At 71.3% G+C, this 21,010-nt stretch carries 23 protein-coding genes; 12 read left to right on the plus strand and 11 right to left on the minus strand.

The window, feature by feature from the left end:
• Positions 1–54 precede the first annotated feature (54 nt).
• A complete protein-coding gene (gene folE / locus ACZ561_RS23635; RefSeq protein WP_470998359.1) occupies positions 55–663 on the plus strand; it encodes a GTP cyclohydrolase I FolE in 609 nt (202 codons plus the stop codon).
• A 67-nt stretch (positions 664–730) separates the two neighbouring features.
• On the plus strand, positions 731–1,720 hold the full coding sequence (locus tag ACZ561_RS23640; RefSeq protein WP_470998362.1) for a hypothetical protein: 990 nt from the start codon (positions 731–733) through the stop codon (positions 1,718–1,720).
• Positions 1,721–1,830: 110 nt separating this feature from the next.
• Here ACZ561_RS23640 and ACZ561_RS23645 read toward each other — a convergent pair whose 3' ends face one another.
• The 6 genes from ACZ561_RS23645 to ACZ561_RS23670 form a co-directional block, all read right to left on the minus strand.
• Positions 1,831–2,319, minus strand: a complete 489-nt coding sequence (locus ACZ561_RS23645) for a DUF3180 domain-containing protein (protein WP_470998364.1) — start codon at positions 2,317–2,319, stop codon at positions 1,831–1,833.
• Between the two features lie 49 nt (positions 2,320–2,368).
• Positions 2,369–2,968 carry a 2-amino-4-hydroxy-6-hydroxymethyldihydropteridine diphosphokinase gene (gene folK / locus ACZ561_RS23650; RefSeq protein ID WP_470998367.1) on the minus strand — a complete coding sequence of 200 codons (600 nt, stop codon included), beginning with the start codon at positions 2,966–2,968 and terminating at the stop codon, positions 2,369–2,371.
• Positions 2,965–3,324, minus strand: coding sequence for a dihydroneopterin aldolase (gene folB / locus ACZ561_RS23655; protein WP_158988273.1), 360 nt, complete (start codon positions 3,322–3,324; stop codon positions 2,965–2,967). Before folB ends, folK begins: the two co-directional genes overlap by 4 nt.
• A gap of 203 nt (positions 3,325–3,527) precedes the next feature.
• The gene (locus ACZ561_RS23660; RefSeq protein ID WP_470998371.1) at positions 3,528–3,986 is read right to left on the minus strand and encodes a nuclear transport factor 2 family protein; all 459 of its coding nucleotides are present in this window, start codon (positions 3,984–3,986) and stop codon (positions 3,528–3,530) included.
• Positions 3,983–4,843: a dihydropteroate synthase gene (gene folP / locus ACZ561_RS23665; protein ID WP_470998374.1), complete on the minus strand. Its 861-nt coding sequence runs from the start codon at positions 4,841–4,843 to the stop codon at positions 3,983–3,985. The genes ACZ561_RS23660 and folP overlap by 4 nt, the downstream gene beginning before the upstream one ends.
• A 78-nt stretch (positions 4,844–4,921) precedes the next feature.
• Positions 4,922–6,754: a phosphatidylglycerol lysyltransferase domain-containing protein gene (locus tag ACZ561_RS23670; protein ID WP_470998377.1), complete on the minus strand. Its 1,833-nt coding sequence runs from the start codon at positions 6,752–6,754 to the stop codon at positions 4,922–4,924.
• A 175-nt stretch (positions 6,755–6,929) separates the two neighbouring features.
• On the opposite strand from ACZ561_RS23670, the gene ACZ561_RS23675 reads away from it, so the two are divergent.
• On the plus strand, positions 6,930–8,042 hold the full coding sequence (locus ACZ561_RS23675; RefSeq protein WP_470998594.1) for an alpha/beta hydrolase: 1,113 nt from the start codon (positions 6,930–6,932) through the stop codon (positions 8,040–8,042).
• On the opposite strand, the gene ACZ561_RS23680 is transcribed toward ACZ561_RS23675, so the two are convergent.
• Complete coding sequence (locus ACZ561_RS23680) at positions 8,029–9,126, minus strand: ABC transporter ATP-binding protein (RefSeq protein WP_470998380.1); 1,098 nt, start codon at positions 9,124–9,126, stop codon at positions 8,029–8,031. The two genes, ACZ561_RS23675 and ACZ561_RS23680, sit on opposite strands and share 14 nt — an antisense overlap.
• Before the next feature lie 141 nt (positions 9,127–9,267).
• On the opposite strand from ACZ561_RS23680, the gene ACZ561_RS23685 reads away from it, so the two are divergent.
• From ACZ561_RS23685 to ACZ561_RS23705, 5 genes are all read left to right on the plus strand, one after another.
• Entirely contained in the window at positions 9,268–9,954 is a 687-nt protein-coding gene (locus ACZ561_RS23685) for an ABC transporter permease (RefSeq protein ID WP_470998383.1), read from the plus strand.
• A gap of 1 nt (position 9,955) precedes the next feature.
• The gene (locus ACZ561_RS23690) at positions 9,956–10,618 is read left to right on the plus strand and encodes an ABC transporter permease (protein WP_470998386.1); all 663 of its coding nucleotides are present in this window, start codon (positions 9,956–9,958) and stop codon (positions 10,616–10,618) included.
• Between the two features lie 26 nt (positions 10,619–10,644).
• Positions 10,645–11,628 carry an ABC transporter substrate-binding protein gene (locus ACZ561_RS23695; RefSeq protein WP_470998389.1) on the plus strand — a complete coding sequence of 328 codons (984 nt, stop codon included), beginning with the start codon at positions 10,645–10,647 and terminating at the stop codon, positions 11,626–11,628.
• A gap of 131 nt (positions 11,629–11,759) precedes the next feature.
• Entirely contained in the window at positions 11,760–12,761 is a 1,002-nt protein-coding gene (locus ACZ561_RS23700) for a hypothetical protein (protein WP_470998392.1), read from the plus strand.
• Positions 12,758–13,240, plus strand: a complete 483-nt coding sequence (locus ACZ561_RS23705) for a GNAT family N-acetyltransferase (RefSeq protein WP_470998395.1) — start codon at positions 12,758–12,760, stop codon at positions 13,238–13,240. Before ACZ561_RS23700 ends, ACZ561_RS23705 begins: the two co-directional genes overlap by 4 nt.
• Before the next feature lie 32 nt (positions 13,241–13,272).
• On the opposite strand, the gene ACZ561_RS23710 is transcribed toward ACZ561_RS23705, so the two are convergent.
• On the minus strand, positions 13,273–14,415 hold the full coding sequence (locus ACZ561_RS23710; protein ID WP_470998398.1) for an NADH-quinone oxidoreductase subunit D: 1,143 nt from the start codon (positions 14,413–14,415) through the stop codon (positions 13,273–13,275).
• Positions 14,416–14,565: 150 nt separating this feature from the next.
• Positions 14,566–15,546 (minus strand): SAM-dependent methyltransferase, encoded by a 981-nt coding sequence (locus ACZ561_RS23715; RefSeq protein ID WP_470998401.1) that lies wholly within the window; start codon positions 15,544–15,546, stop codon positions 14,566–14,568.
• 97 nt (positions 15,547–15,643) lie between these two features.
• Here ACZ561_RS23715 and ACZ561_RS23720 point away from each other — a divergent pair, with 97 nt between their 5' ends.
• From ACZ561_RS23720 to ACZ561_RS23730, 3 genes are read left to right on the plus strand one after another with little or no spacing between them, the layout of a single operon-like run.
• Entirely contained in the window at positions 15,644–16,849 is a 1,206-nt protein-coding gene (locus ACZ561_RS23720) for a sensor histidine kinase (protein WP_470998404.1), read from the plus strand.
• 20 nt (positions 16,850–16,869) lie between these two features.
• Positions 16,870–17,544, plus strand: a complete 675-nt coding sequence (locus ACZ561_RS23725; protein ID WP_376431042.1) for a response regulator — start codon at positions 16,870–16,872, stop codon at positions 17,542–17,544.
• A gap of 3 nt (positions 17,545–17,547) precedes the next feature.
• Complete coding sequence (locus tag ACZ561_RS23730) at positions 17,548–18,162, plus strand: AAA family ATPase (protein WP_470998407.1); 615 nt, start codon at positions 17,548–17,550, stop codon at positions 18,160–18,162.
• A 21-nt stretch (positions 18,163–18,183) separates the two neighbouring features.
• Here ACZ561_RS23730 and ACZ561_RS23735 read toward each other — a convergent pair whose 3' ends face one another.
• On the minus strand, positions 18,184–19,272 hold the full coding sequence (locus tag ACZ561_RS23735) for a DUF5937 family protein (protein WP_470998410.1): 1,089 nt from the start codon (positions 19,270–19,272) through the stop codon (positions 18,184–18,186).
• A 99-nt stretch (positions 19,273–19,371) separates the two neighbouring features.
• Here ACZ561_RS23735 and ACZ561_RS23740 point away from each other — a divergent pair, with 99 nt between their 5' ends.
• A complete protein-coding gene (locus ACZ561_RS23740) occupies positions 19,372–19,578 on the plus strand; it encodes a hypothetical protein (protein WP_470998413.1) in 207 nt (68 codons plus the stop codon).
• 194 nt (positions 19,579–19,772) lie between these two features.
• Here ACZ561_RS23740 and ACZ561_RS23745 read toward each other — a convergent pair whose 3' ends face one another.
• Entirely contained in the window at positions 19,773–20,912 is a 1,140-nt protein-coding gene (locus tag ACZ561_RS23745; RefSeq protein ID WP_470998416.1) for a threonine aldolase family protein, read from the minus strand.
• Positions 20,913–21,010 lie beyond the last annotated feature (98 nt).

Here is a 21,010-nt window from a genome sequence, read left to right on the forward strand (position 1 = left end):
CTGTGGGGGCGCGGCACATTTCGCGCCATGAGTTTCGGACGGAACGAGGCACAGATGACCGACCCGGTGACGCTGGACGGCGAGGGCACGATCGGCGAGTTCGACGAGAAGCGCGCCGAGAACGCCGTACGAGAGCTCCTCATCGCGGTCGGCGAGGACCCTGACCGCGAGGGGCTGCGGGAGACGCCGGCGCGGGTTGCGCGGGCGTACAAGGAGCTTTTCGCGGGGCTGTGGCAGGAGCCCGAGGACGTCCTGACGACGACGTTCGACCTGGGACACGACGAGATGGTCCTCGTGAAGGACATCGAGATGATGGCCACCTGTGAGCATCATCTTCTGCCGTTCCATGGCGTAGCCCACATCGGTTACATTCCGGCTGAAACGGGCAAGATTACGGGCCTGTCGAAGCTGGCGCGCCTTGTCGACGTGTTCGCTCGCCGTCCGCAGGTCCAGGAGCGACTGACGACGCAGATCGCCGATTCGTTGATGGAGATCCTCGAGGCGCGTGGCGCGATCGTCGTCATCGAGGCGGAGCACATGTGCATGGCACTTCGTGGTGTCCGCAAGCCGGGCGCGAAGACGACGACCTCGGCGGTACGTGGTCAACTTCGTGACGCTACTACACGAGCCGAGGCTATGTCCCTGATATTGGCCCGCTCGTAGCGGTCTGACTCAAGTGCCCCATACCGTCCCGATCAGTGGATTTGATCACTGGTCGAGGGGGATGGGTATGGGGTACGGGCTTTCCAGCAAGATGCTGGTGAACCTGGTGGCGGGCTGCGCCCAGGCGAAGAACGTGGCGCCTGGCAGTGGGATGTGGACGCTGGACGGCGACCGCACGGTGCAGACCACGGTCGTGGGGGTAACGGCGGCCAAGGCACGTGATGCGGTCGAGGTGGTCACGGACCACATGGCCTTCGTTGCCAGCCCGGATCTTCTGCTGGCCACACCGGACGGCTGGATGCACGCACGGGACGCGACGGGAACGACGGTCGCTTGGACGCAAGCGCGGAAGCTGTGCAGGGAGCGGCTGACGATCAACCCTGGGTACGAGTTCGGCTACTTTGTGGGCGCCACCTGTGCCGACGGGACGGTCGGCAAGAACTATGTGTCGCTGATCGTGAACGAGGAGGACTTCGCAGCCCGGTACGCGACGGCTCTGACGGCCTGCACGGGCCTGCGTGCGCGGCTCGAAGCGGTTACCCGGCCGTCCGGTTACCTTAAGCGAGATCTGCCCGGCTTCCGGGTCCGGGTGGTCTCCTCGTACCTCTCGGATGCTATGCGGCACTACGTGGGCGGGGATGCTCACCACATGCGGCAGCGTTTTCCGCGAGTGGTGCTGCGGGACATCGACACATTCAACGGTTTCCTCGACGGATACATCGATGGTGACGGCTACCCCCTCAAGCAATGGCAAGGGCGTGTGATCGCGAGCGCCAATGTGGCGTTCCTGGCCGAGATCGCTCCCATCATCGGAGGACGGTTCACTCCGGCAACCAAGGGAGCCTCACGGCTCTGTGTTTCGGATCGCTGGGCGAGCCGGGGCACCTTCGCGCCCGAGCATCACCGGATCGACCCGCCCGAGTCCTCCTGGATCAAGGTCCGGGAGGTCCGCCCCCGCCCCGCCCTCGGTGCCAAGCCCTTCACCTTCTACAGCTACCGGCTCGAACCCCACCCCACCTTCCTGGTGAACGGGCACCTCGTGCGCGAAGCCTGGTAGGCCGCTGTGTCAGTGGCGGCCACCACTCCGCGCCGGGGCGCCCGGGGGATCGTCGTCGAGGGCCAGGCCGAGTTCCCGGGCTTCTCCGACGACATCGACGAACTCTGCCGCTAGGCCACCGGCGCCGTGCCCTTGCCGTTGTGGTCCTCGTCCTCCGGGAGTTTGCAGACGCGCTCCAGGAAGAGGGCCGCCGCGATCACGGCGATGCCGGCCAGGACCGAGAAGCCGGCGTAGATCGCCTGGTCGCGGCGGGCCGGGATGTCCAGCGAGCCGAGGAGGAAGACGCCCGTGCCGCCGTACATGCCGGCGACCAGGGCGGCGACCAGGGCGCTCGCCTGGCCGAAGACGACCGCGCGGGCCGCCATGAGTGGCTCGACGCCCTTTGCGCCGGGGCGGCGCTCGCGCTGGGCCTTCAGGCGGGAGCGGATGGAGAGGGCCGTCGCGGTCAGGACGACCGCGATGGCCGCGAGGACGATCGGTGCGGCGAGCGGCACGCTGGGCAGGGTGCCCACCGCGTCCCAGAGGCGTGCTGCGCCCCAGGACAGGATTCCGGCCACGATGAACAGTCCGGCGAGAACCTTGAGCCGCAGTTGTTTCACCGGGTGTCCTTCGTGTCGTCGTGGGGGCGATGCTCCACGAGCGTAACGACTACTCGGGCAGACGGAGTTCCAGGTCGACGCGCGGCACGACGCCCTCGTCGCCGATGGCGGTGAGGAGGGCGGCGACGGGGCCGTGTCCGGGCAGCTTGGCTTCGGGGTCCACGTCGTGCCAGGGGGCGAGGACGAAGGCGCGCTGGTGGGCGCGAGGGTGGGGGAGTGTGAGGACGGGGTCGTCGGAGATCACGTCGGCGTAGGCCACGATGTCGACGTCGATGGTGCGTGCGCCCCAGCGCTCCTCGCGGACGCGGTGGAAGGCCTCCTCGACGGCGTGGGCGCGCTCCAGGAGGGAGCTGGGCGGCAGTGTCGTCTTCACGAGGGCGACCGCGTTGAGGTAGGAGGGCTGGGAGCCGGGCTCGACGCCCCAGGGCTCCGTCTCGTAGACGGGGGAGACGGCCTTGACCCGGAGACCGGGGGTGTCTTCGAGGGCGTCGACGGCGCCCTGGAGGGTCTCCAGGCGGTTGCCGAGGTTGGCGCCGAGGGCGATGACGGCCCACTTGGGGTTGGAGAGCGTCACGTCGGCGGCGTCGACCGCTTCCACGACGGAGGCGGGTACGGGCTGCACGGTGGGGTCGCTGTGCGTGCTTTTCATACTCGGCTCCGGGTGATGGTGATGGTCACGTCGTCGAAGGGGACCGTGATCGGCGCGTCCGGCTTGTGGACGACGACTTCGACCTCCTGGACGCCTGCGTGCTTGAGGCACTGCTGGGCGATGCGTTCGGCGAGCGTCTCGATCAGGTCGACGGGCTCGCCCTGGACGACATCGACGACTTCCTCTGCGACGACGCCGTAGTGCACGGTCTTCGTCAGGTCGTCGTCGGCTGCCGCGGGTCGGGTGTCCAGGCCCAGGACGAGGTCCACGATGAAGGTCTGGCCTTCTTCGCGTTCCTTGGGGAAGACGCCGTGGTGTCCTCGGGCCTTGAGGCCGCGCAGCGCGACACGATCCACGCGAATCACTCCTGCTGTCGTAGTTCTTGTGGCCACGCAGCCGGGTGCGGACGGCCGGGTGTCCAGCATCGAATCTACCTGCGGGCACCGACAGCGCTTGCCCACGGGGGGCTGCGGCGAGGGCCACAGGGGCTGGGTGCGGCCCCTACCCAGAGTGTTGGATTCCAATCCCCGGGGTCACCCGAAAGGACCGGGGAACCCTGTCAGGGGCCGGGTTCCTCGTCCTCTTCGTCGTCCGTTTCGGTGAGGACGGGGGAGCCGTGGTGGGACCAGATCCGCCAGCCGTCGAATGTGCGGCGGAACACATTGGTGGCGACGACGAGCTGGCCCACGAGGGGTCCGAGTTCGGCGCCGTCCTCGGCGGGTCCGCCGCTGAGGATGTTCTCGGTGCAGGTGACGACGGCCACATCGCCGGCGAGGGAGACCTTGGTGTCGGTCAGGAAGAACTGGATGTATTCGGTGTTCGCCATGATCAGGGCGTACGAGCGGAGTACCTCGCCGCGGCCGGAGAGCACGGGCCAGCCGGGGTGGACGCAGCTGATGGGGGTGGCGCCGTCGTCGAGCCAGAGCTCGGAGATCTCCTCGAAGTCGCCGCGTTCCATCGCTTCGTAGAAGGCGGTGTTGGCGGCTTCGACCGCTTCGGTGTCGGTCTGGTGGGTCACGCGGCTCCCTCGACGGCTCTGGCGACCCGGACGGCGTCGGCGGTGGCTCTGACCTCGTGGACGCGGACGGCCCAGGCGCCTTCGTGGGCGGCGATGGCGGAGACGGCGGCGGTGGCGGCGTCGCGTTCGCGGGCGGGGGGTGGGGTGGCGCCTTCGCGGGTGAGGACGTGGCCGAGGAAGCGCTTGCGGGAGGCGGCGACGAGCAGGGGCCTGCCGAGGGCGCGGAGTTCGGGGAGGTGGGCGACGAGGGTCAGGTCGTGGGGGGCGAGTTTGGCGAAGCCGAGGCCGGGGTCGATGACGATCCGTTCGGGGGTGACGCCGCCTTCGACGACGGCTTCCATGCGCTGTCGGAGTTCGGTGACGACTTCGTGGACGACGTCGTCGTAGACGGCGAGGCTGTTCATGTCCTGGCTGAAGCCGCGCCAGTGCATGACGACGAAGGGGACTTCGGCGGCCGCGACGGCGGGGACCATGTCGGGGTCGGCGAGGCCGCCGCTGACGTCGTTGACGAGGGCGGCGCCCGCGGCGACGGCCGCGTGGGCGACGGAGGCGCGCATGGTGTCGACGGAGACGGTGACGCCTTCGGCGGCGAGGCCGCGGACGACGGGGACGACCCGGCGGAGTTCTTCTTCCTCGTCGACGCGGCTGGCGCCGGGGCGGGTGGATTCGCCGCCGACGTCGACGAGGTCGGCGCCTTCGGCGACGAGGTGGAGCCCGTGTTTGACGGCGGCCGTGGTGTCGAACCAGCGGCCGCCGTCGGAGAAGGAGTCCGGGGTCACGTTCACGACGCCCATGACCGCGCAGCGGTCCCACTCCGGCAGGCCTTGGGCCGTGCCCCGACCGATCAACGTACTCATATGTCCAGACTAGGGGCTGCTCGCGTCGCGGGTGCCGGGTCGGGGGGCGCGTCCCGGTCGGGGGCGTGCGGGTCGGGGTCAGGCCGCCCGGGCCTCGCGGTCGGGCTGGGGGGTGATGATGTGGGCGCAGGGGCGGGGTTCGGCGGCGGGGCGGCGGCGGGCGAAGGGGCGGGGCAGTGCGAGGTCCACGAAGCCTTCGGCCTGCATGGCGGCGAAGCCGATGCGGGGCAGGTCGCGGCTCTTGCGGTAGACGACGAAGCGGGGTTCCCAGCGGGGCTGGAACTTCGCGTTGAACTTGTACAGGGATTCGATCTGGAACCAGCGGGAGAGGAAGACGAGGAGTCCGCGCCAGAGCCTGAGGACGGGTCCGGCGCCGATCTTCTCGCCGCGGGCGAGTGCGGAGCGGAACATGGCGAAGTTGAGTGAGACGCGTTCGATGCCGAGGCGGGGGGAGTCCTGGAGGGCGGCGACGATGAGCAGTTCGTTCATGCCGGGGTCGGCGGAGCGGTCGCGGCGCATGAGTTCGAGGGACATGCCGTCGGTGCCCCAGGGCACGAAGTGGATGATCGCTTTGAGGTCGCCGTAGGCGGAGTCGGGGTCGTCCTTGTGGGCGGTGGCTATGACGGCGTCTCCGTCGCCGGGGTCGCCGATCCGGCCGAGTGCCATGGAGAAGCCGCGTTCGGTGTCGGTGCCGCGCCAGTCGGCGGCGGCGCGGCGGACGCGGGCGAGTTCGCCGTCGGACAGGTCACGGACTCGGCGGACCTTGGTGGTGTAGCCGTTGCGCTCGATCCGCTTGACCATCTGGCGCACGTTGCGCATGGCGCGCCCTGAGAGGGAGAAATCCGCGACGTCCACCACCGCCTCGTCGCCGAGTTCGAGGGCGTCGAGGCCGGTCTCGCGGGTCCAGACCTCGCCGCCGGTCTCGGAGCAGCCCATGACGGCGGGGGTCCAGGAGTGGGCCTTGGCCTCGTCCATGAAGCGGTCGATGGCGCCGGGCCAGGCTTCGACGTCGCCGATGGGGTCGCCGCTGGCGAGCATGACGCCGGAGACGACGCGGTAGCAGACGGCGGCTTTGCCGCTGGGGGAGAAGACGACGCCCTTGTCGCGGCGGAGGGCGAAGTGGCCGAGGGAGTCGCGGCGGCCGTGCTTGTCGAGGAGGGCGCGCAGCCTGGTCTCGTCGTCCTCGGTGAGCCGGGCGGCGGGGTGTTCGGGGCGGAAGGCCAGGTAGATGGTGGTGAGGGCGGTCAGCATGCCGAGGGCGCCGAGGGAGTAGCCGACGGTCCAGTCGACGTCGTTGGTGTAGCCGACGGGGCCCTCGAAGCCGAAGAGTCCGTACAGGACGTGTTCGAGGCGGTCGGTGAGGCTGGGGCTGCCGATGACGCGGCGTGGGTGGGCGCTGACGATGACGAGGCCGAGGGCGATGGAGCCGGCGCCCATGAGGACGAAGTTGGCGAGGGCCTTCCAGCGGCTGCGGGGGTCGGGCAGGGCGGCGAACTGGCTTCGGTGGCGCAGCAGCAGGGTGAGCAGCGCGAGGGAGAGCAGGGCGCCGAGGATCGAGTGGCGCCAGACGAATTGGGCGGTGGCGCCGAGCGGCAGCAGGACGACGGCGGCTCGCCAGGCGCGGCGCTTGTGGCGCTTGAGGCCGTGGGCGAGCAGGAGGAGCAGCACGCCGGCGCTGAGGGAGAGTGCTGCGGAGAGTGGTCCGAGGGTGCCGGGCAGGACCTCGGCGATGGCGTGCATCCGGCTGGCCCGGAAGCGCGGGAAGACGCCCGCGGCGATGTCGATCAGGCCGATGAGGGTGCAGGCCGTACCGACGAGGGCGGGGACCTTCTCGGGGCGTGGTCCGCGCAGAATCCGGCGCACCCGATCCGGAACCGATCCTGATTTGTCCCCATCTACCGTGACAGACATCGCTTCCCGTGCTTCCCGTGGCTCCGCGAAAGATTGGATCCGGCGGCCGCGCGGTGGTCAGGGGCGGGCCGTGCCGGAGGTTTTGCGCCTTCTAGGACGGCGTCGCGGGGGAGCGGGTTCATTCGGGCACAGGAATTTCTCAGTAAGCGTGATCAGGAAGAGGGCGCGGGCGCTCATGGGTCTCACCAGCAACAAGGTTCTGGCGCTGGCCGTCGTGGTGGCGGTGGTGCTGTTCGTGGCCACGATCTGGCTGTGGCCGCGGCTGTCGCGCGGCGGTTTCCGGTCGGTCCTTGGCCGGATCGGGCTGCTGCTCGCCACTCAGCTCGCGCTGTTCGCCTCGGTGGGTCTGGCGGCGAACAACTCGTTCCTGTTCTACGGCTCCTGGGCCGATCTGTTCGGTCAGGAGCAGGATCTGGGGGTGGTCGTCGACCACTCGGCCGGTTCCAAGGACATCAAGGTCGTCGGCACGCAGGCGGTGGATGTGCCGGGTGGTGGCCGCCCGGCGGTGGGCGGTCAGATCCAGAAGATCGTCGTCGCAGGTGAGAAGTCGAAGATCGACTCCCCGGCCTATGTGTATCTGCCGCCGGAGTACTTCCAGAAGGAGTACGCGAAGAGCACGTTCCCGGCCGCGGTGGTGCTGACGGGTTACCCGGGCACGGCCGAGAACCTTCTCAAGGGGCTGAAGTACCCGAAGACGGCCTTCCTCCAGGTCAAGGAGAAGAAGATGCGGCCGATGATCCTGGTGATGCTGCGGCCGACCGTGGCGCCGCCCCGGGACACCGAGTGCGTGAACATCCCCGGCGGGCCGCAGACCGAGACCTTCTTCGCCGAGGACCTGCCGAAGGCGGTCTCGGAGACGTATCGGGTGGGGACGAAGGCGCGGAACTGGGGCTTCATGGGGAACTCGACCGGCGGGTACTGCGCCCTGAAGATCGCGCTGCACCATCCGGACCGGTTCGCGGCGGGCGCCGGTTTCTCGGCGTACTACAAGGCGGCGGAGGATGTGACGACCGGCGATCTCTTCCACGGCGACGGTGCGGCGCGCAAGCGGGCCGACCTGCTGTGGAGCCTGGACCACGCGCGGCAGGGGAAGTCGTCGTTCCTGGTGACCACGTCGAAGGAGGGCGAGGGGAACCGTCGGGCGACTCTCGACTTCGTCAAGAAGGTGAAGGCCCCGGCGCGGGTCTCTTCGATCACGCTCGACAGCGGTGGGCACAACTTCAACACCTGGAACCGAGAGATCCCGCCGGGTCTCGTCTGGATGAGCGGGCGGCTCAGCGCGAACTGACCGAGGTCTCCTCGGTGTCTTCGGTCGCTTCGGTCGCCGCGCGCAGTGCCCGGTGGATGCCCGCGGGGGTGAGGACGCCGGCGAACCGGCCGCCGTCGGCCGGGTCGGTGACGGGGAGCCAGCCGGTGTCGTGCTGGAGGAGCGCGGCCAGTGCCTCCCGGAGGGAGGCGCCGAGCGGGACCGGCTGGGGCGTGGGGCGGATGCGGGCGGGCTCGTCCGCCGACACCCAGCCCTCCGGCCGGCCGTCGGCGTCGAGGACGAGGGACCAGGGCGCGTCGGTCGGGGTCTCGCCCGGCCGCAGGACCGGTGCCTTCTCCAGGGCGGCGGGGTCGACGGGGGTGACGGAGAGCCGCTTGAGGCCGCGGTCGGCGCCGACGAATTCGGCGACGTACGGGGTGGCGGGGGCGCCGAGGACCCGGGCCGGGGTGTCGAACTGCTCGATCGTGCCCTGTCCGTAGACGGCGATCCGGTCGCCGAGGCGGACGGCCTCCTCCAGGTCGTGGGTGACCAGCAGGACGGTCTTGCGGACCTGCGACTGAAGCTTGAGGAACTCGCTCTGCAGACGTTCGCGGACGACGGGGTCGACCGCGCCGAAGGGCTCGTCCATCAGGAGCACGGGCGGGTCGGCGGCGAGTGCGCGGGCCACGCCGACGCGCTGGCGCTGTCCGCCGGAGAGCTGTTCCGGGTAGCGGTCGCCGTACGTCCTGGGGTCGAGGCCGACCAGGTCGAGGAGTTCGGCGGCGCGGGCGCGGGCCCGGGCGCGGGGGGCGCCGAGCAGGTGGGGGACGGTCGCGGTGTTGTCGAGGACGGTGCGGTGCGGGAAGAGCCCGACCTGCTGGATGACGTAGCCGATGCGGCGGCGCAGCCGGACCGGGTCGATCGCGGATATGTCCTCGCCGCCGAGGAGTATGCGCCCCTCGGTCGGTTCGATGAGCCGGTTCACCATCTTCATGGTGGTGGTCTTGCCGCAGCCGGACGGGCCGACGAGCGTGACCAGTTCCCCCTCGGCGACCTCGAAGGAGAGGCCGTCGACGGCCGTCGTGCCGTCCGCGTACCGCTTGGTCACCTGCTCGAACCGGATCATGGTTCCCCATTCTGACGTCTGGTGGACGGGTGTGTGTGAAGGGGGTGTTGCCGCCTTGTGGCGGTCCTCGGCGATTGTCGGTGGCGGGGGTTAGGGTCGCTGGACATACGTTCGGCAAGGCGAGCGACGGGGGGAGGGCACATGAGCGCGTCGAATTGTCTGGTGACGAACGACTGGATCTGCGGGGAGTATCTGCGCACCCGCAGCGAGGAGTTGACGAGTGCGTTGCTCCAGCATGTGGGGATCACGGTCGTGTCCGTCCTGATCGGGCTCGCCGTCGCTTTTCCGCTGGCGCTGCTCGTGCGGGCCCGTCCGCGCCTCGCCGGGCCGGTCCTCGGGCTCACGACGCTGCTGTACACGATCCCTTCGCTGGCGATGTTCTCGCTGCTGCTCCCGTTCCTGGGGCTCTCCGAGGCCCTGGTGGTGACCGGACTCGTGCTGTATTCGCTGACGATTCTCGTTCGGAACATCCTGGCGGGCCTGGAGGCGGTGCCGGCCGAGACGCGAGAGGCCGCGCGCGGCATGGGGTACGGCTCGGGCCGGCTGCTGTGGGAGGTCGAACTGCCCCTCGCCCTCCCGGCCCTGATGGCCGGCGTACGCATGGCGACGGTCTCCACGGTCGCGCTGACGACGGTCGGTTCGATCGTCGGCCGTGGCGGGCTGGGCAATCTCATCGAGGACGCTCTGCCGACGTTCTTCAAGGCGCAGGTGCTCGCCGCCTCCGTGTTGTGCGTGCTTCTGGCGGTGACCGCGGACCTGCTGCTCCTCGGCGTGCAGCGGCTGCTCACGCCGTGGACCCGCATACGCGCCACGGCGGGGGGCGAGTGACATGCAGGTCATGGCGGACGCCTGGAGCTGGCTGTCCACGGGCGCCAACTGGGCCGGCGACGGCGGGGTGTGGCACCGGCTCGGTGAGCATGTGTACGTGAGCGGGCTCGCGCTCCTGCTGGCCTGCGCCGTCGCCCTGCCGCTCGGGCTCGGGCTCGGACACCTCGGCAGGGGCGGTGCGATCGCCGTCAACGTCTCCAACGCGGGCCGGGCGATCCCGGTCTTCGCGGTGCTCGCCCTGTTCATGGTGTCGCCGCTGCGCAACGCGGGCTACGTCCCGACGGTGATCGCGCTGGTGCTGTTCGCGGTTCCCCCGCTGCTGACCAACGCGTACGTGGGGATGCGGGAGGTGGACCGGGCGGTGGTCGAGGCGGCCCGGGGGATGGGCATGTCGGGCGGACAGGTCTTCCGGAAGGTCGAACTGCCCCTCGCCCGCCCGCTGGTCATGACCGGCCTGCGGTCGGCCGCGGTGCAGGTGGTCGCCACCGCGACCATCGCGGCGATGGTCGGCCAGGGCGGCCTGGGCCGGATCATCACCGCCGGCTTCAACACGTACAACACCCCGCAGGTGGTCGCGGGCGCGCTGCTCGTGGCGGTGCTCGCCCTCCTGGTGGAGGCCGTGCTGGTGGGGGCGGACCGGCTGCTCGGCCGCAGGACGCCGTGACGACGGAACGGTGAACAACGAATGGAATGGGTGATCTCGTGAGCAGGATCTCGCGCACCGCGGGTGCGGTGCTGGGCGTGGCGGCGCTGACCGCCGGGCTCGCCGCGTGCGGCGGCGACAGCCTGGAGAAGAGCAACGCGCCGGCGACGGGTTCGGGCAAGGGCAAGGGCTCGCTCGTCGTGGGCGCCGCCGCGTTCACCGAGTCCAAGGTGCTCGCCGAGCTGTACGCCCAGGTGCTGAACGACGCCGGATACTCCGCGAGCGTCACCACGGTGAAGAACCGTGAGCTGTACGAACCCTCGCTGGAGAAGGGTGAGATCGACGTCGTACCGGAATACGCGGCGACGATCGCGGAATTCCTCAATGCCAAGGTGAACGGTCCGAAGGCGCCCGAGGAGAAGCCGGTCGCGTCCGGTGACGCGGCGGCCACGGTGGAGGCGCTGAAGAAGCTCGCGGAGCCGCGCGGACTGAAGGTCCTCGCGTTCGGTGAGGCGGTCGACCAGAACGCCTTCGCGGTGTCCAGGGAATTTGCCGAGAAGAACAAGCTGACGACGCTTTCGGATCTCGGCGCGGCCAAGCTGAAGGTGAAGATCGCGGCCGGTGACGAATGCGAGATTCGGCCGTTCTGCGCACCGGGTCTGAAGACGACGTACGGCATCGACGTGACCGGGATCGACCCCAAGGGTGTGGGTACGCCGCAGTCCAAGCAGGCAGTCAAGGACGGCGTGGACCAGCTGGTGCTGACCACCACGACGGACGCGACGATCGACAGTTTCGGTCTGGTCTTCCTGACCGACGACAAGAAGCTGCAGAACGCCGACAACGTGCTGCCCGTCGTCAATGCCAAGGACGCCGGATCGCCGGAGATCGCCGCCGCCCTCGACAAGATCACAAAGGTCCTCACGACGGCCGATCTCGCCGAACTGAACCGCAAGGTGGACGCGGAGCGCGCCAAGCCCGAAGACGTCGCGAAGGCCTATCTGGAGTCGAAGGGGCTGGTCAAGAAGTAGGGGCCGGCTAAGGGGAGTCGGCCCGGTCCGGTGGGGGTGTGGGCCCGGCGGTGAGTACGACGGCGAGAAGTGGCCAAGAGATTGCCGGGCCGACACCCCATACAGCGCCTACGCACGGTAAATTTCAGGCCATGCCACGTGGACGCCACCGCCATTCACCTCCTCTGCACAAGCTCCTGCCGCCCTCGGCGGTCGCCGGAGCGTCGGTCGTCTGTGCCGCGGGCGCCTGGCTGCTCGCCGATCCCATGGCGCTGCGGCTGCTCGTGGCGGCCGCCGCGGCGGCCGCGGTCACCGGTGGCGTCATCATGCGCAGTTGGGACCGGAGCGCAGGCAGGCAGGTCGCCGAGCTGACCCGGGCCCGGACCGCCGACGAGTGGAAGACCGAGGAGCGGATAGCCGAGCTCGAGGCCGACCTCGACGAGTCCCGCGAGCTGCGCGCCAAGCTCGACGCGAAGCTGCGCGCCAAGCGGGTCGAGCTCGCCGGGCTGCGCGGTGAGCACGCGTCGCTGCTGCGCCGGTACGCCACCGCCGAGACCGAGCGTGCCAGCGCCCTGGAGGGCCGTCGGCAGCTCGCCCTGGAGTCGGCCGCCCCGGCCAAGGAGCTCCCGGTCTCCGGTTCCACGCCGACCCCGGCCGCGTACCGCGAGGCCGCCGAGGCCCTGCGCAACCTGGCGCGCAACGCCGCCGCCCAGGAGGCCCGACGTACGGCCGAGGCCGCCCGCAGCCGCGATCTCGCCGAGCGCGCCCGGGAGACGGAGGAGCCGCAGGGGAAGCACGCGGCGGCCGCCGGCACCGAGCAGCACGCTCGCCCGTCGACCGCCGTGGTCCCCGCGCCCTCCGCCCTGCCCGCCGTCCGGCCCGTCCCGGCCGCGTCCGCGATCGTCCCCTACGCGGCCCGCCGCGCCCCGCGCCCCGAGGGAGGCTTCGACTTCTTCGGTATGCAGAAGGCGGCCGCCGCCATCGAGGCCGTGCAGGACGCCGACCTCGCGGACGTGGTGGGCGAGGAGGTCCTGGCGACCGTCGCCCGGCGCACCCCCGAGCAGCGCGCGATCGGCCAGGTCATCGACCTGACCGCGCACGACGAGACCGAGCAGATCGACGTGGCTGAGCTGCGCGGAGCCGTCAACTCGTGACGCTCCGGGCGCTCGCCGCCGAGGAAGTGACCGCGCTGCGGGACGAGTTGATCGCCCTGTGCGCGCAGGCCTTCTGCGGACCGCCCTGGCACGAAGCGCCGCGCGGGGCGCTGCGGACGGTGGAGCGGCTGCTCGGCCGGGCGGCCGGACCGGAGCCCGGCTTCCGCTGCGTCGCCTCGTTCGACCCCGAAGGCGCCCTGACCGGGTTCGCCGCCGGCTGGCTCGACAACGCACTCTCCGGGGCGGACGAGAGCTTCGAACTCGCCGAACTCGTCGTCGCCCCCGCCCACCAGGGCCACGGTCTGGGCCGCGCCCTGCACGACACCCTCCTCGCGAAGACCTCCGGCCCCCGTCTGCTGATGACGCTCGACGTCCCCGAGCTGCGCGAACGCTATGAACGCTGGGGCTGGAGCGTGGTGGAGCGGCGGCGCCCGGAGCAGGACCCGAAGGACTTCGTGGTCATGCGCGGCAACGACTGACCAGGCGGAGAGGACCGGCGCCCGGTGCCCGACTACTTGTCGATGTCGCCGACGACGAAGAAGAGCGACCCCAGGATCGCCACCATGTCGGCGACCAGCGTGCCCGGCAGCAGCTCGGTGAGCGCCTGGATGTTGTTGAACGACGCCGAGCGCAGCTTGAGGCGGTACGGCGTCTTCTCGCCCTTGGAGACCAGGTAGTAGCCGTTGATGCCGAGTGGGTTCTCGGTCCAGGCGTACGTGTGGCCCTCCGGCGCCTTGAGCACCTTCGGCAGCCGCTGGTTGATCGGCCCCGGCGGGAGGTGGTCGATCCGGTCGAGGCAGGCGTCGGCGAGGTCCAGGGAGTTATGGGTCTGCTCCAGGAGGCACTCGAAGCGGGCGAGGCAGTCGCCCTCCTTGCGGGTGACGACCTTCAGCGTGTCCTGAATCTCCCCGTAGGCCAGGTACGGCTCGTCGCGGCGCAGGTCGAAGTCGACGCCGGAGGCGCGGGCGATGGGCCCGGAGACGCCGTACGCGTGCGCCGTCTCCGGCGTCAGGACGCCGACGCCCCGGGTGCGGCCGCGGAAGATCTCATTGCCGAGGACCAGCTTGTCGTACACGTCCATGCGCGACCGCACGTCGGCGACGGCCGCGCGGGCCCGGCCGAGCCATCCGGCCGGAAGGTCCTCCTTGAGGCCGCCGACCCGGTTGAACATGTAGTGCATCCGGCCGCCGGAGACCTCCTCCATCACGGCCTGGAGCTCCTCGCGCTCCCGGAACGCGTGGAAGACCGGGGTGATACCGCCCAGTTCGAGGGGGTACGACCCCAGGAACATCAGGTGGTTGAGTACCCGGTTCAGCTCGGCGAGCAGGGTGCGGGTCCAGACGGCCCGCTCGGGGACCTCCATGCCGAGCATTCGCTCGACGGCCATGACGACACCGAGCTCGTTGGAGAACGCCGACAGCCAGTCGTGGCGGTTGGCGAGCATGATGATCTGCCGGTAGTCGCGCGCCTCGAAGAGCTTCTCCGCGCCGCGGTGCATGTACCCGATGACCGGCTCGGCGTGCTGGATGACCTCGCCGTCGAGTACGAGGCGGAGGCGGAGCACACCATGGGTCGAGGGATGCTGCGGCCCGATGTTCAGCACCATGTCGGTGCTCTCCGCCGCCCCGCCGATTCCGACCGTCGTCTCCGTCATGGGGCCAGTATCCCTGCCGGGCCACCCGCCGTGGGAACCCGTCCCACAGGCCGGGCCCTCGTCCACCGCGGTCCTCACCCCCGCCGTTGTGGGCATCCGTTCCGCCGGGCCGGGGGTCCCCCCCCGGACGGGTCCGGGGGCGGTGCCCTGTCAGGTCCGTCCGCCCGGAGCGCCCGGCACCCTCCGCGTGAGCCACAGGAAGTCCCCCAGCCCACCGCGCGCGGTCAGCTCGGCCGCCTCCCCCGCGCCGGCGAGCGCCCGCACGTACGCGGCCGGGTCGCTGGTGGCCAACGCCAGCGGAGGCCGCTCGCCACGGAGGCCCAGGCGCCGCAACGCCTCCCTCTGAGTCGTCAGCTCCCCGCCGTCCGAGGCGCACGCGTCCATCGCCACATGCGCCGTCACGTCACAGGACCCGTCCGGCACCGCCGTCACCTCCCGCCCCGCCCGGAACCCCGTCAGCGTCCCGAACGGCGGCCTGGACTCCCGTACATGCCCGTAGTCCACCGCCACCGCCGTCCCCGCCGCCAGCGCCCCGACCGCCGCCGCCCACGCCTCGTCCCGCGACCGCCCGATCTCCGCCCGCTCGCCGGGCTCCGCCAGCGGCCACCACCGCTCCAGCCACTCCGCGTCCGGGCCCTCGACGACCTTCCCCAGCCGCTCCGCCCCGTCCGCCGCCCGCACCTCGACGTACCGGACCGTCCCCGCCTCGTCGACGGCCGCGACCTCCACCGGCACGTTGTCGAGCCACTCGTTCGCGAAGAGCAGCCCGCGGACCCCCTCCGGCACCCGGTTCGTCCACTCCACCCGGGGATCGAGCCCCGTCGGCCGGTCCGCGCGCTCCACGCCGTACGCCCGTACCGAGAGCCCCGAAGGCACGGCGGCCAGCACGCCCGTCAGCAGCTCCCCCCGCCCCGCGCCGACATCCACGAACGCGAGCTCGTCCGTCCCCAGCTCCTCGGCCACCTCCGCCAGCAGCCGGGCGACGGCCCCCGCGAAGAGCGGCGAGGCGTGCACGGAGGTGCGGAAGTGACCGGCCGGGCCCTCGGGGCGCCGGAAGAAGCCCTCCGGGCCGTACAGCGCCCGCTCCGTGGCCTCACGCCACCCCTGCCACTGACACGTCTCATCCGTCACGCGGTCCAGTCTCCACCTTGCGGAGTACGGTCTTCCCACCAAGGATCGACCCCACGGTTGACCCCTGCACCTATCTGCTTTCCCTACGCTGGGTCACGTGCAGCGCCTCTACGACTTCATCCGCAGACACCCGACGGGCGTCGACACCTTCTGGGCCGTCGTCCTCCTCGGGTTCTCCGTGCTGTGGGTGGGCACCTCCTACCCGGCGGTCGACAACGCCGCCGCGTACGGCGTGGTCGGCGCGCTGTTCTCCCTCGTCGTCGCGCTGCGCCGCCGCGCACCCGAGAAGATGCTGCTGCTCGCCGTCGCGCTGGGCCTCGTCCAGCTCGGCTTCGGGCTCCAGCCCTTCTTCGCGGACTTCGCCATGCTGGTGATCATCTACACGGTGGCCGCGCACGACGGACCGCGCTGGGCGTCACGTCTCGCGCTCGCCGGCGGTCTCAGCGCCGCCACGCTCTCCATGCTGAGATGGCCGTCCGAGACCAGCCCCGGCTCGACCCTCGCGCATGTCTTCTTCACGGTGATCATGACCGTGCCGTTCGCCCTCGCCTGGGTGCTCGGTGACTCCCTGCGGACCCGCCGTGCCTACTTCGCACAGCTGGAGGAGCGCGCCTCCCGCCTGGAGCAGGAGCGCGAGGCACAGGCCAAGGTCGCCGTCGCCGCCGAGCGCGCCCGGATCGCCCGCGAGCTGCACGACGTCGTCGCGCACAACGTCTCGGTGATGGTGGTCCAGGCCGACGGCGCCGCCTACGTCCTGGACTCCTCCCCGGAGACGGCCAAGCAGGCCCTGGAGACGATCTCCTCCACCGGCCGCCAGGCGCTCGCCGAGATGCGCCGGCTGCTCGGCATCCTGCGCACCGGCGAGCACAAGGAGGCGGGGGAGTACGTTCCCCAGCCCGACGTCGAGCAGATCGAGGACCTCGTCGAGCAGGTCCGCGGGGCCGGACTGACCGTCGACTTCCGGATCGAGGGGACGCCACGGCCGCTGCCCAGCGGCGTCGAGCTCACCGCGTACCGGATCGTGCAGGAGGCCCTCACCAACACGCGCAAGCACGGCGGCCCGGACGTGGGGGCCAGCGTCCGCCTGGTGTACTTCGACGACGGCCTCGGGCTGCTCGTCGAGGACGACGGGCGGGGCGCGACGCACGAGATGTACGAGGACGGGGGCGCCGACGGCCGGGGCCACGGCCTGATCGGTATGCGAGAGCGGGTCGGCATGGTCGGCGGCACCCTGGACGCGGGACCGCGTCCGGGTGGCGGCTTCCGTATCAGCGCCCTGCTCCCCCTGAAGCCCGCCCACTGACGACCCGAAGGAACCCCCACATGTCCATCCGCGTGATGCTCGTCGACGATCAGATGCTGCTGCGCACCGGCTTCCGCATGGTGCTCGCCGCCCAGCCGGACATGGATGTCGTCGCCGAGGCGGGCGACGGCGTGGAGGCGCTGGAGGTGCTGCGCTCCACGGCCGTCGACGTGGTCCTGATGGACGTACGGATGCCCAAGCTCGACGGGGTCGAGACGACCCGGCGGATCTGCTCGGAGCCCGACGCCCCCAAGGTGCTGATCCTGACCACGTTCGACCTGGACGAGTACGCCTTCTCCGGGCTGAAGGCGGGCGCGAGCGGTTTCATGCTGAAGGACGTGCCGCCGAGCGAGCTGCTCGGCGCGATCCGTTCCGTGCACAGCGGGGACGCGGTCGTGGCCCCGTCGACCACGCGCCGGCTGCTCGACCGCTTCTCGCCGATGCTTCCGTCGTCGGGGAAGGAGCCGCAGCACAAGGAGCTGGACCGGCTCACCGACCGGGAGCGCGAGGTGATGATGCTGGTCGCGCAGGGCCTGTCGAACGGCGAGATCGCCGCCCGGCTGGTGCTGTCGGAGGCGACGGTGAAGACGCACGTCGGCCGGATCCTGACCAAGCTGGACCTGCGCGACCGGGTGCAGGTGGTGGTCCTCGCGTACGAGACGGGCCTGGTGCGGGCGGGCGGCGGAGCGGTCTGAGCCGTGCCGCTGCTCTGGATCAACGGACCTTTCGGGGGCGGCAAGACACAGACGGCGTACGAGCTCCGGCGCCGGCTGCCCGGCAGTGTGGTGTGCGATCCGGAGCATGTCGGCTTCGGGCTTCATCGCACCCTGCCGCCGGCCCTTCGAGGTGACTTCCAGGACCTGCCTGCCTGGCGGCGGGGCGTGTACGAGGTCCTCGACCTGGCGCTGCGGGGGCACACGGACGGCCCGGTGATCGTGCCGATGACGCTGGTGGAACCGGCGTACTTCGAGGAGGTCGTCGGCAGGCTGCGCGCGGCGCACGGCGCGGACCGGGTGCACCACTTCGCGCTGCTCGCCCGGCGGGAGACGGTCCTGGAGCGGCTGACGGAGCGGGGTCTCGGCCGCGGCCTGAAGCGCGAGAGCTTCGCGGTGAGCAAGCTGGACGGATGCCTGGAGCGGCTGAACGGACCCGAGTTCGCGCACCACATCCGTACGGACCCGCTGACGGTCCCGCAGGTCGCGGACGAGGTGGCGCGCATCGCCGGGCTGCGGCTCGCACCGAACACGGACGGGCCGTTGCGGCACCGGCTGCGCCGGATGCGGGTGGGTCTCGCCCACATCCGCTTCGACTGAGGGCCGGCGCCTCTCGAGCCGCTAGCGCAGGAGGGCCTCGAGGAAGTCGCTGCCCAGGCGGGCGACGACGGTCACGTCCAGCTGGTGCAGGACGTAGCGGCCGCGGCGCTGGGTAGTGAGCAGCCCGGCCTTCTTCAGGACGGCGAGGTGACGCGAGACCTCCGGGGCGGTGATGCCGTACGCGTCGGCCAGCTCGCTCGTCGTGTACGAGGCGCGGGCGAGGTTGCGGCACATCCGCATCCGCATCGGGTGGGCGACGGCCTCCAGGCGGAGTTTGACCGTCTCCACGGGGGCGGTGCCGGCGAGTTCGCGGGTGGAGACGGGGTACTGGATCACCGGTTGCCAGCCGCGCGCGTGCACCGCGATGAGATGCGGCCGCCCGAAGGCGGTCGGCAGGAAGGTGAGCGCCGAGCCCTGGGTGGTCGTGCGGCCGAGGACCAGCTTGTCGACGGCTATCCGGGAGCCGCGCTCGTCCTCCTCCAAACTCATCGCCGGGGAGACGGCGGCGACGGCCTCGGCGAGGCCTTTACGCCGCAGCAGTTCGGTCTTGTGCCGGGCGTCGGCCGCGAGCTGGACGCGGACCCGGCGCCAGGTGTCGGCGAAGAACGCGTCGTCGCAGTCCTCCAGGAGTCGGCGGACCCACGCGCGCGTGCCGGTCGGATCGGCGAGCATGCGCTCCACGAACGCGGCCTGCCGCGGGCCGCGCGCGGCGGCCAGGTCGAGGGCGCGGCGGCGGGAGTGGGCGTCGACGAGCGGTGAGGGCAGGCCGTCCGCGTACTGGGTGCTGCAGGAGATCTCCAGCGCCGCCCCCACATAGGTCTCGTCGTCCATCCGGTCGAGGTCGTCGAGCTCCTCGGCGAGGGTCTCGCGCGGCTGGGCGGGCAGCAGGAAGTCGGAGCGCGTGGATCTCCACATGAAGTCGGCCTCGTGCATCCGGTCGGCGAGCGCGGGCTCGAGTCCGGCGGCGGTGGTCGTGGCCCAGCCGTGCAGCCCGGGGTGGTGCCCGGGCTCGGAGAGCACGTGCATCGCGGCGCCGAGTTCGGCCAGCGGCGAGGGGCAGAAGGAGATCCGCTGGTGCGGCAGTCCGGTGATGTCGATGGTCACGCTCACCCCCCTATGGTGCGGGTCGAGCCGGACTCCCTGGCGCCCGTTTGACGGCGGCCGTCAAACGGCGCGACCGCGGACCCCGCCCGGCGCATCGTGAAGGGCATGAACGCACTGCACCAGTACCTCCTCGACAGCTACCGGGCCGAGCAGCGTGGGGAGCGGATGCCGCCGATGCCCGGGACCCACGACATCGCGACCCTCCGCGCGGTCCGCGACAGCCGCCGCTTCGAGGCCGTCGTCGCCGGCCGCCCGGCCCGTGGGCGGCTGCGCACGGCGCTCGGCCGCCTGCTGCATCCACGGGCGTGCTGAGGGCCGCCTGCTGCATCCACGGGCGTGCTGGGGGCCTCCCGCTCCCACCACGGGCGTGCTGGGGGCCTCCCGCTCCCACCACGGGCGTGCTGGGGGCCTCCCGCTCCCACCACGGGCGTGCTGGGACGGGGAGTCGGGCGGACGGGAGCGGGCGGCCCGCCCGCTCCCGGGACGCGTCGCGCCGTGCGGAGGGATCACGCCACGTGCGAGAGGAACTCCCGCACCGCCTCCCGCACGTCGTCCGCCGTCCATGCCAGCCCCGGCTCGGTCACCGTCACCTCGGTCACCGCCACCCCCGGCGGGCCGCCCGCGCCGGGGCCGCTCCAGCGGCGGAAGAGGACCGTGTCCCTCTCCTCCGCCAGCGCCACCGAGGCCGCGGTCAGGATCTCGGGGTCGTACGGCAGCCACACCTGGAACTGGTGGGTGTGCGGGGTCTCGGGGTGGATCCGGAACCACGGCACCCCCGCCTCCCCGAAGCCGGTCCGCAGCCCGTCGGCCACCACGCGCGCGTGCGCCACGTACGAGGGCAGCCGCGGCAGCTCCCGCTCCAGACCCCGCAGCGCCGACACCGCGGCCGGAAACTGCTGGAAGAGCAGCCCTCCGTACCGGTGCCGCCACACCCGCGCCTCCTCCATCACGTCCTCGGGGCCCGCCAGAGCCGCCCCCGAAAGGCCGCCCAGGGACTTGTAGAAGGACACGTACACGCTGTCCGCGAGCCCCGCGATCTCCCGCAGGTCGCGCCCGAAGTGAGGGGCGCACTCCCACAGCCGTGCGCCGTCGAAGTGCACCACTGCCTCACGTTCGCGCGCCGCCTCCACCACGGCCACGAGCTCCTCCCAGGACGGCAGCACGAACCCCGCGTCCCGCAGCGGCAGCTCCAGCATCAGCGTCCCGAACGGCTCCGGGTGGTCCCGTACCTCCTCGGCCGTCGGCAGCCGTGGTTCGTCCGTCGGATGAACCGTGCGCAGCCCGCTCACCGCACCCAGCGCACCGCCCTCGTGGACCTCCGGATGCGCGAGCGGATGCAGGGCGACGACCGGGCTGCCCGTCCGCCCCGACCAGCAGCGCAGCGCCACCTGCTGGGCCATCGTCCCGGTCGGGAAGAACACCGCGGCCGGGAGACCGAGCGCGTCGGCGACCCGCCGCTCGACCTCCTCGACGAGACCGTCGCCGTACACGTCGGGCCGGCCCCCGTCGTCCTCCGTGCCCGCAGGCCAGTCGGCCAGCTCCCGCAGGCGCTCCCCGACCGTGCCCTCCACCGGCGAGTGCCACAGCTTGCGCTGTGCACCGCCCCACGCCTTCGCCTGGATCAGCCGCGCTTCCGTTTCGTCCATGGGCCGATCATCACACCACCACCCACACCCTGTGGACAGCCACGGAGGAGCGCGAAACGCTGGCGTAGCATGACCAGAAATCGTCCGGTACCCCCCGC

Source organism: Streptomyces sp. NPDC039609, assembly GCF_055596705.1.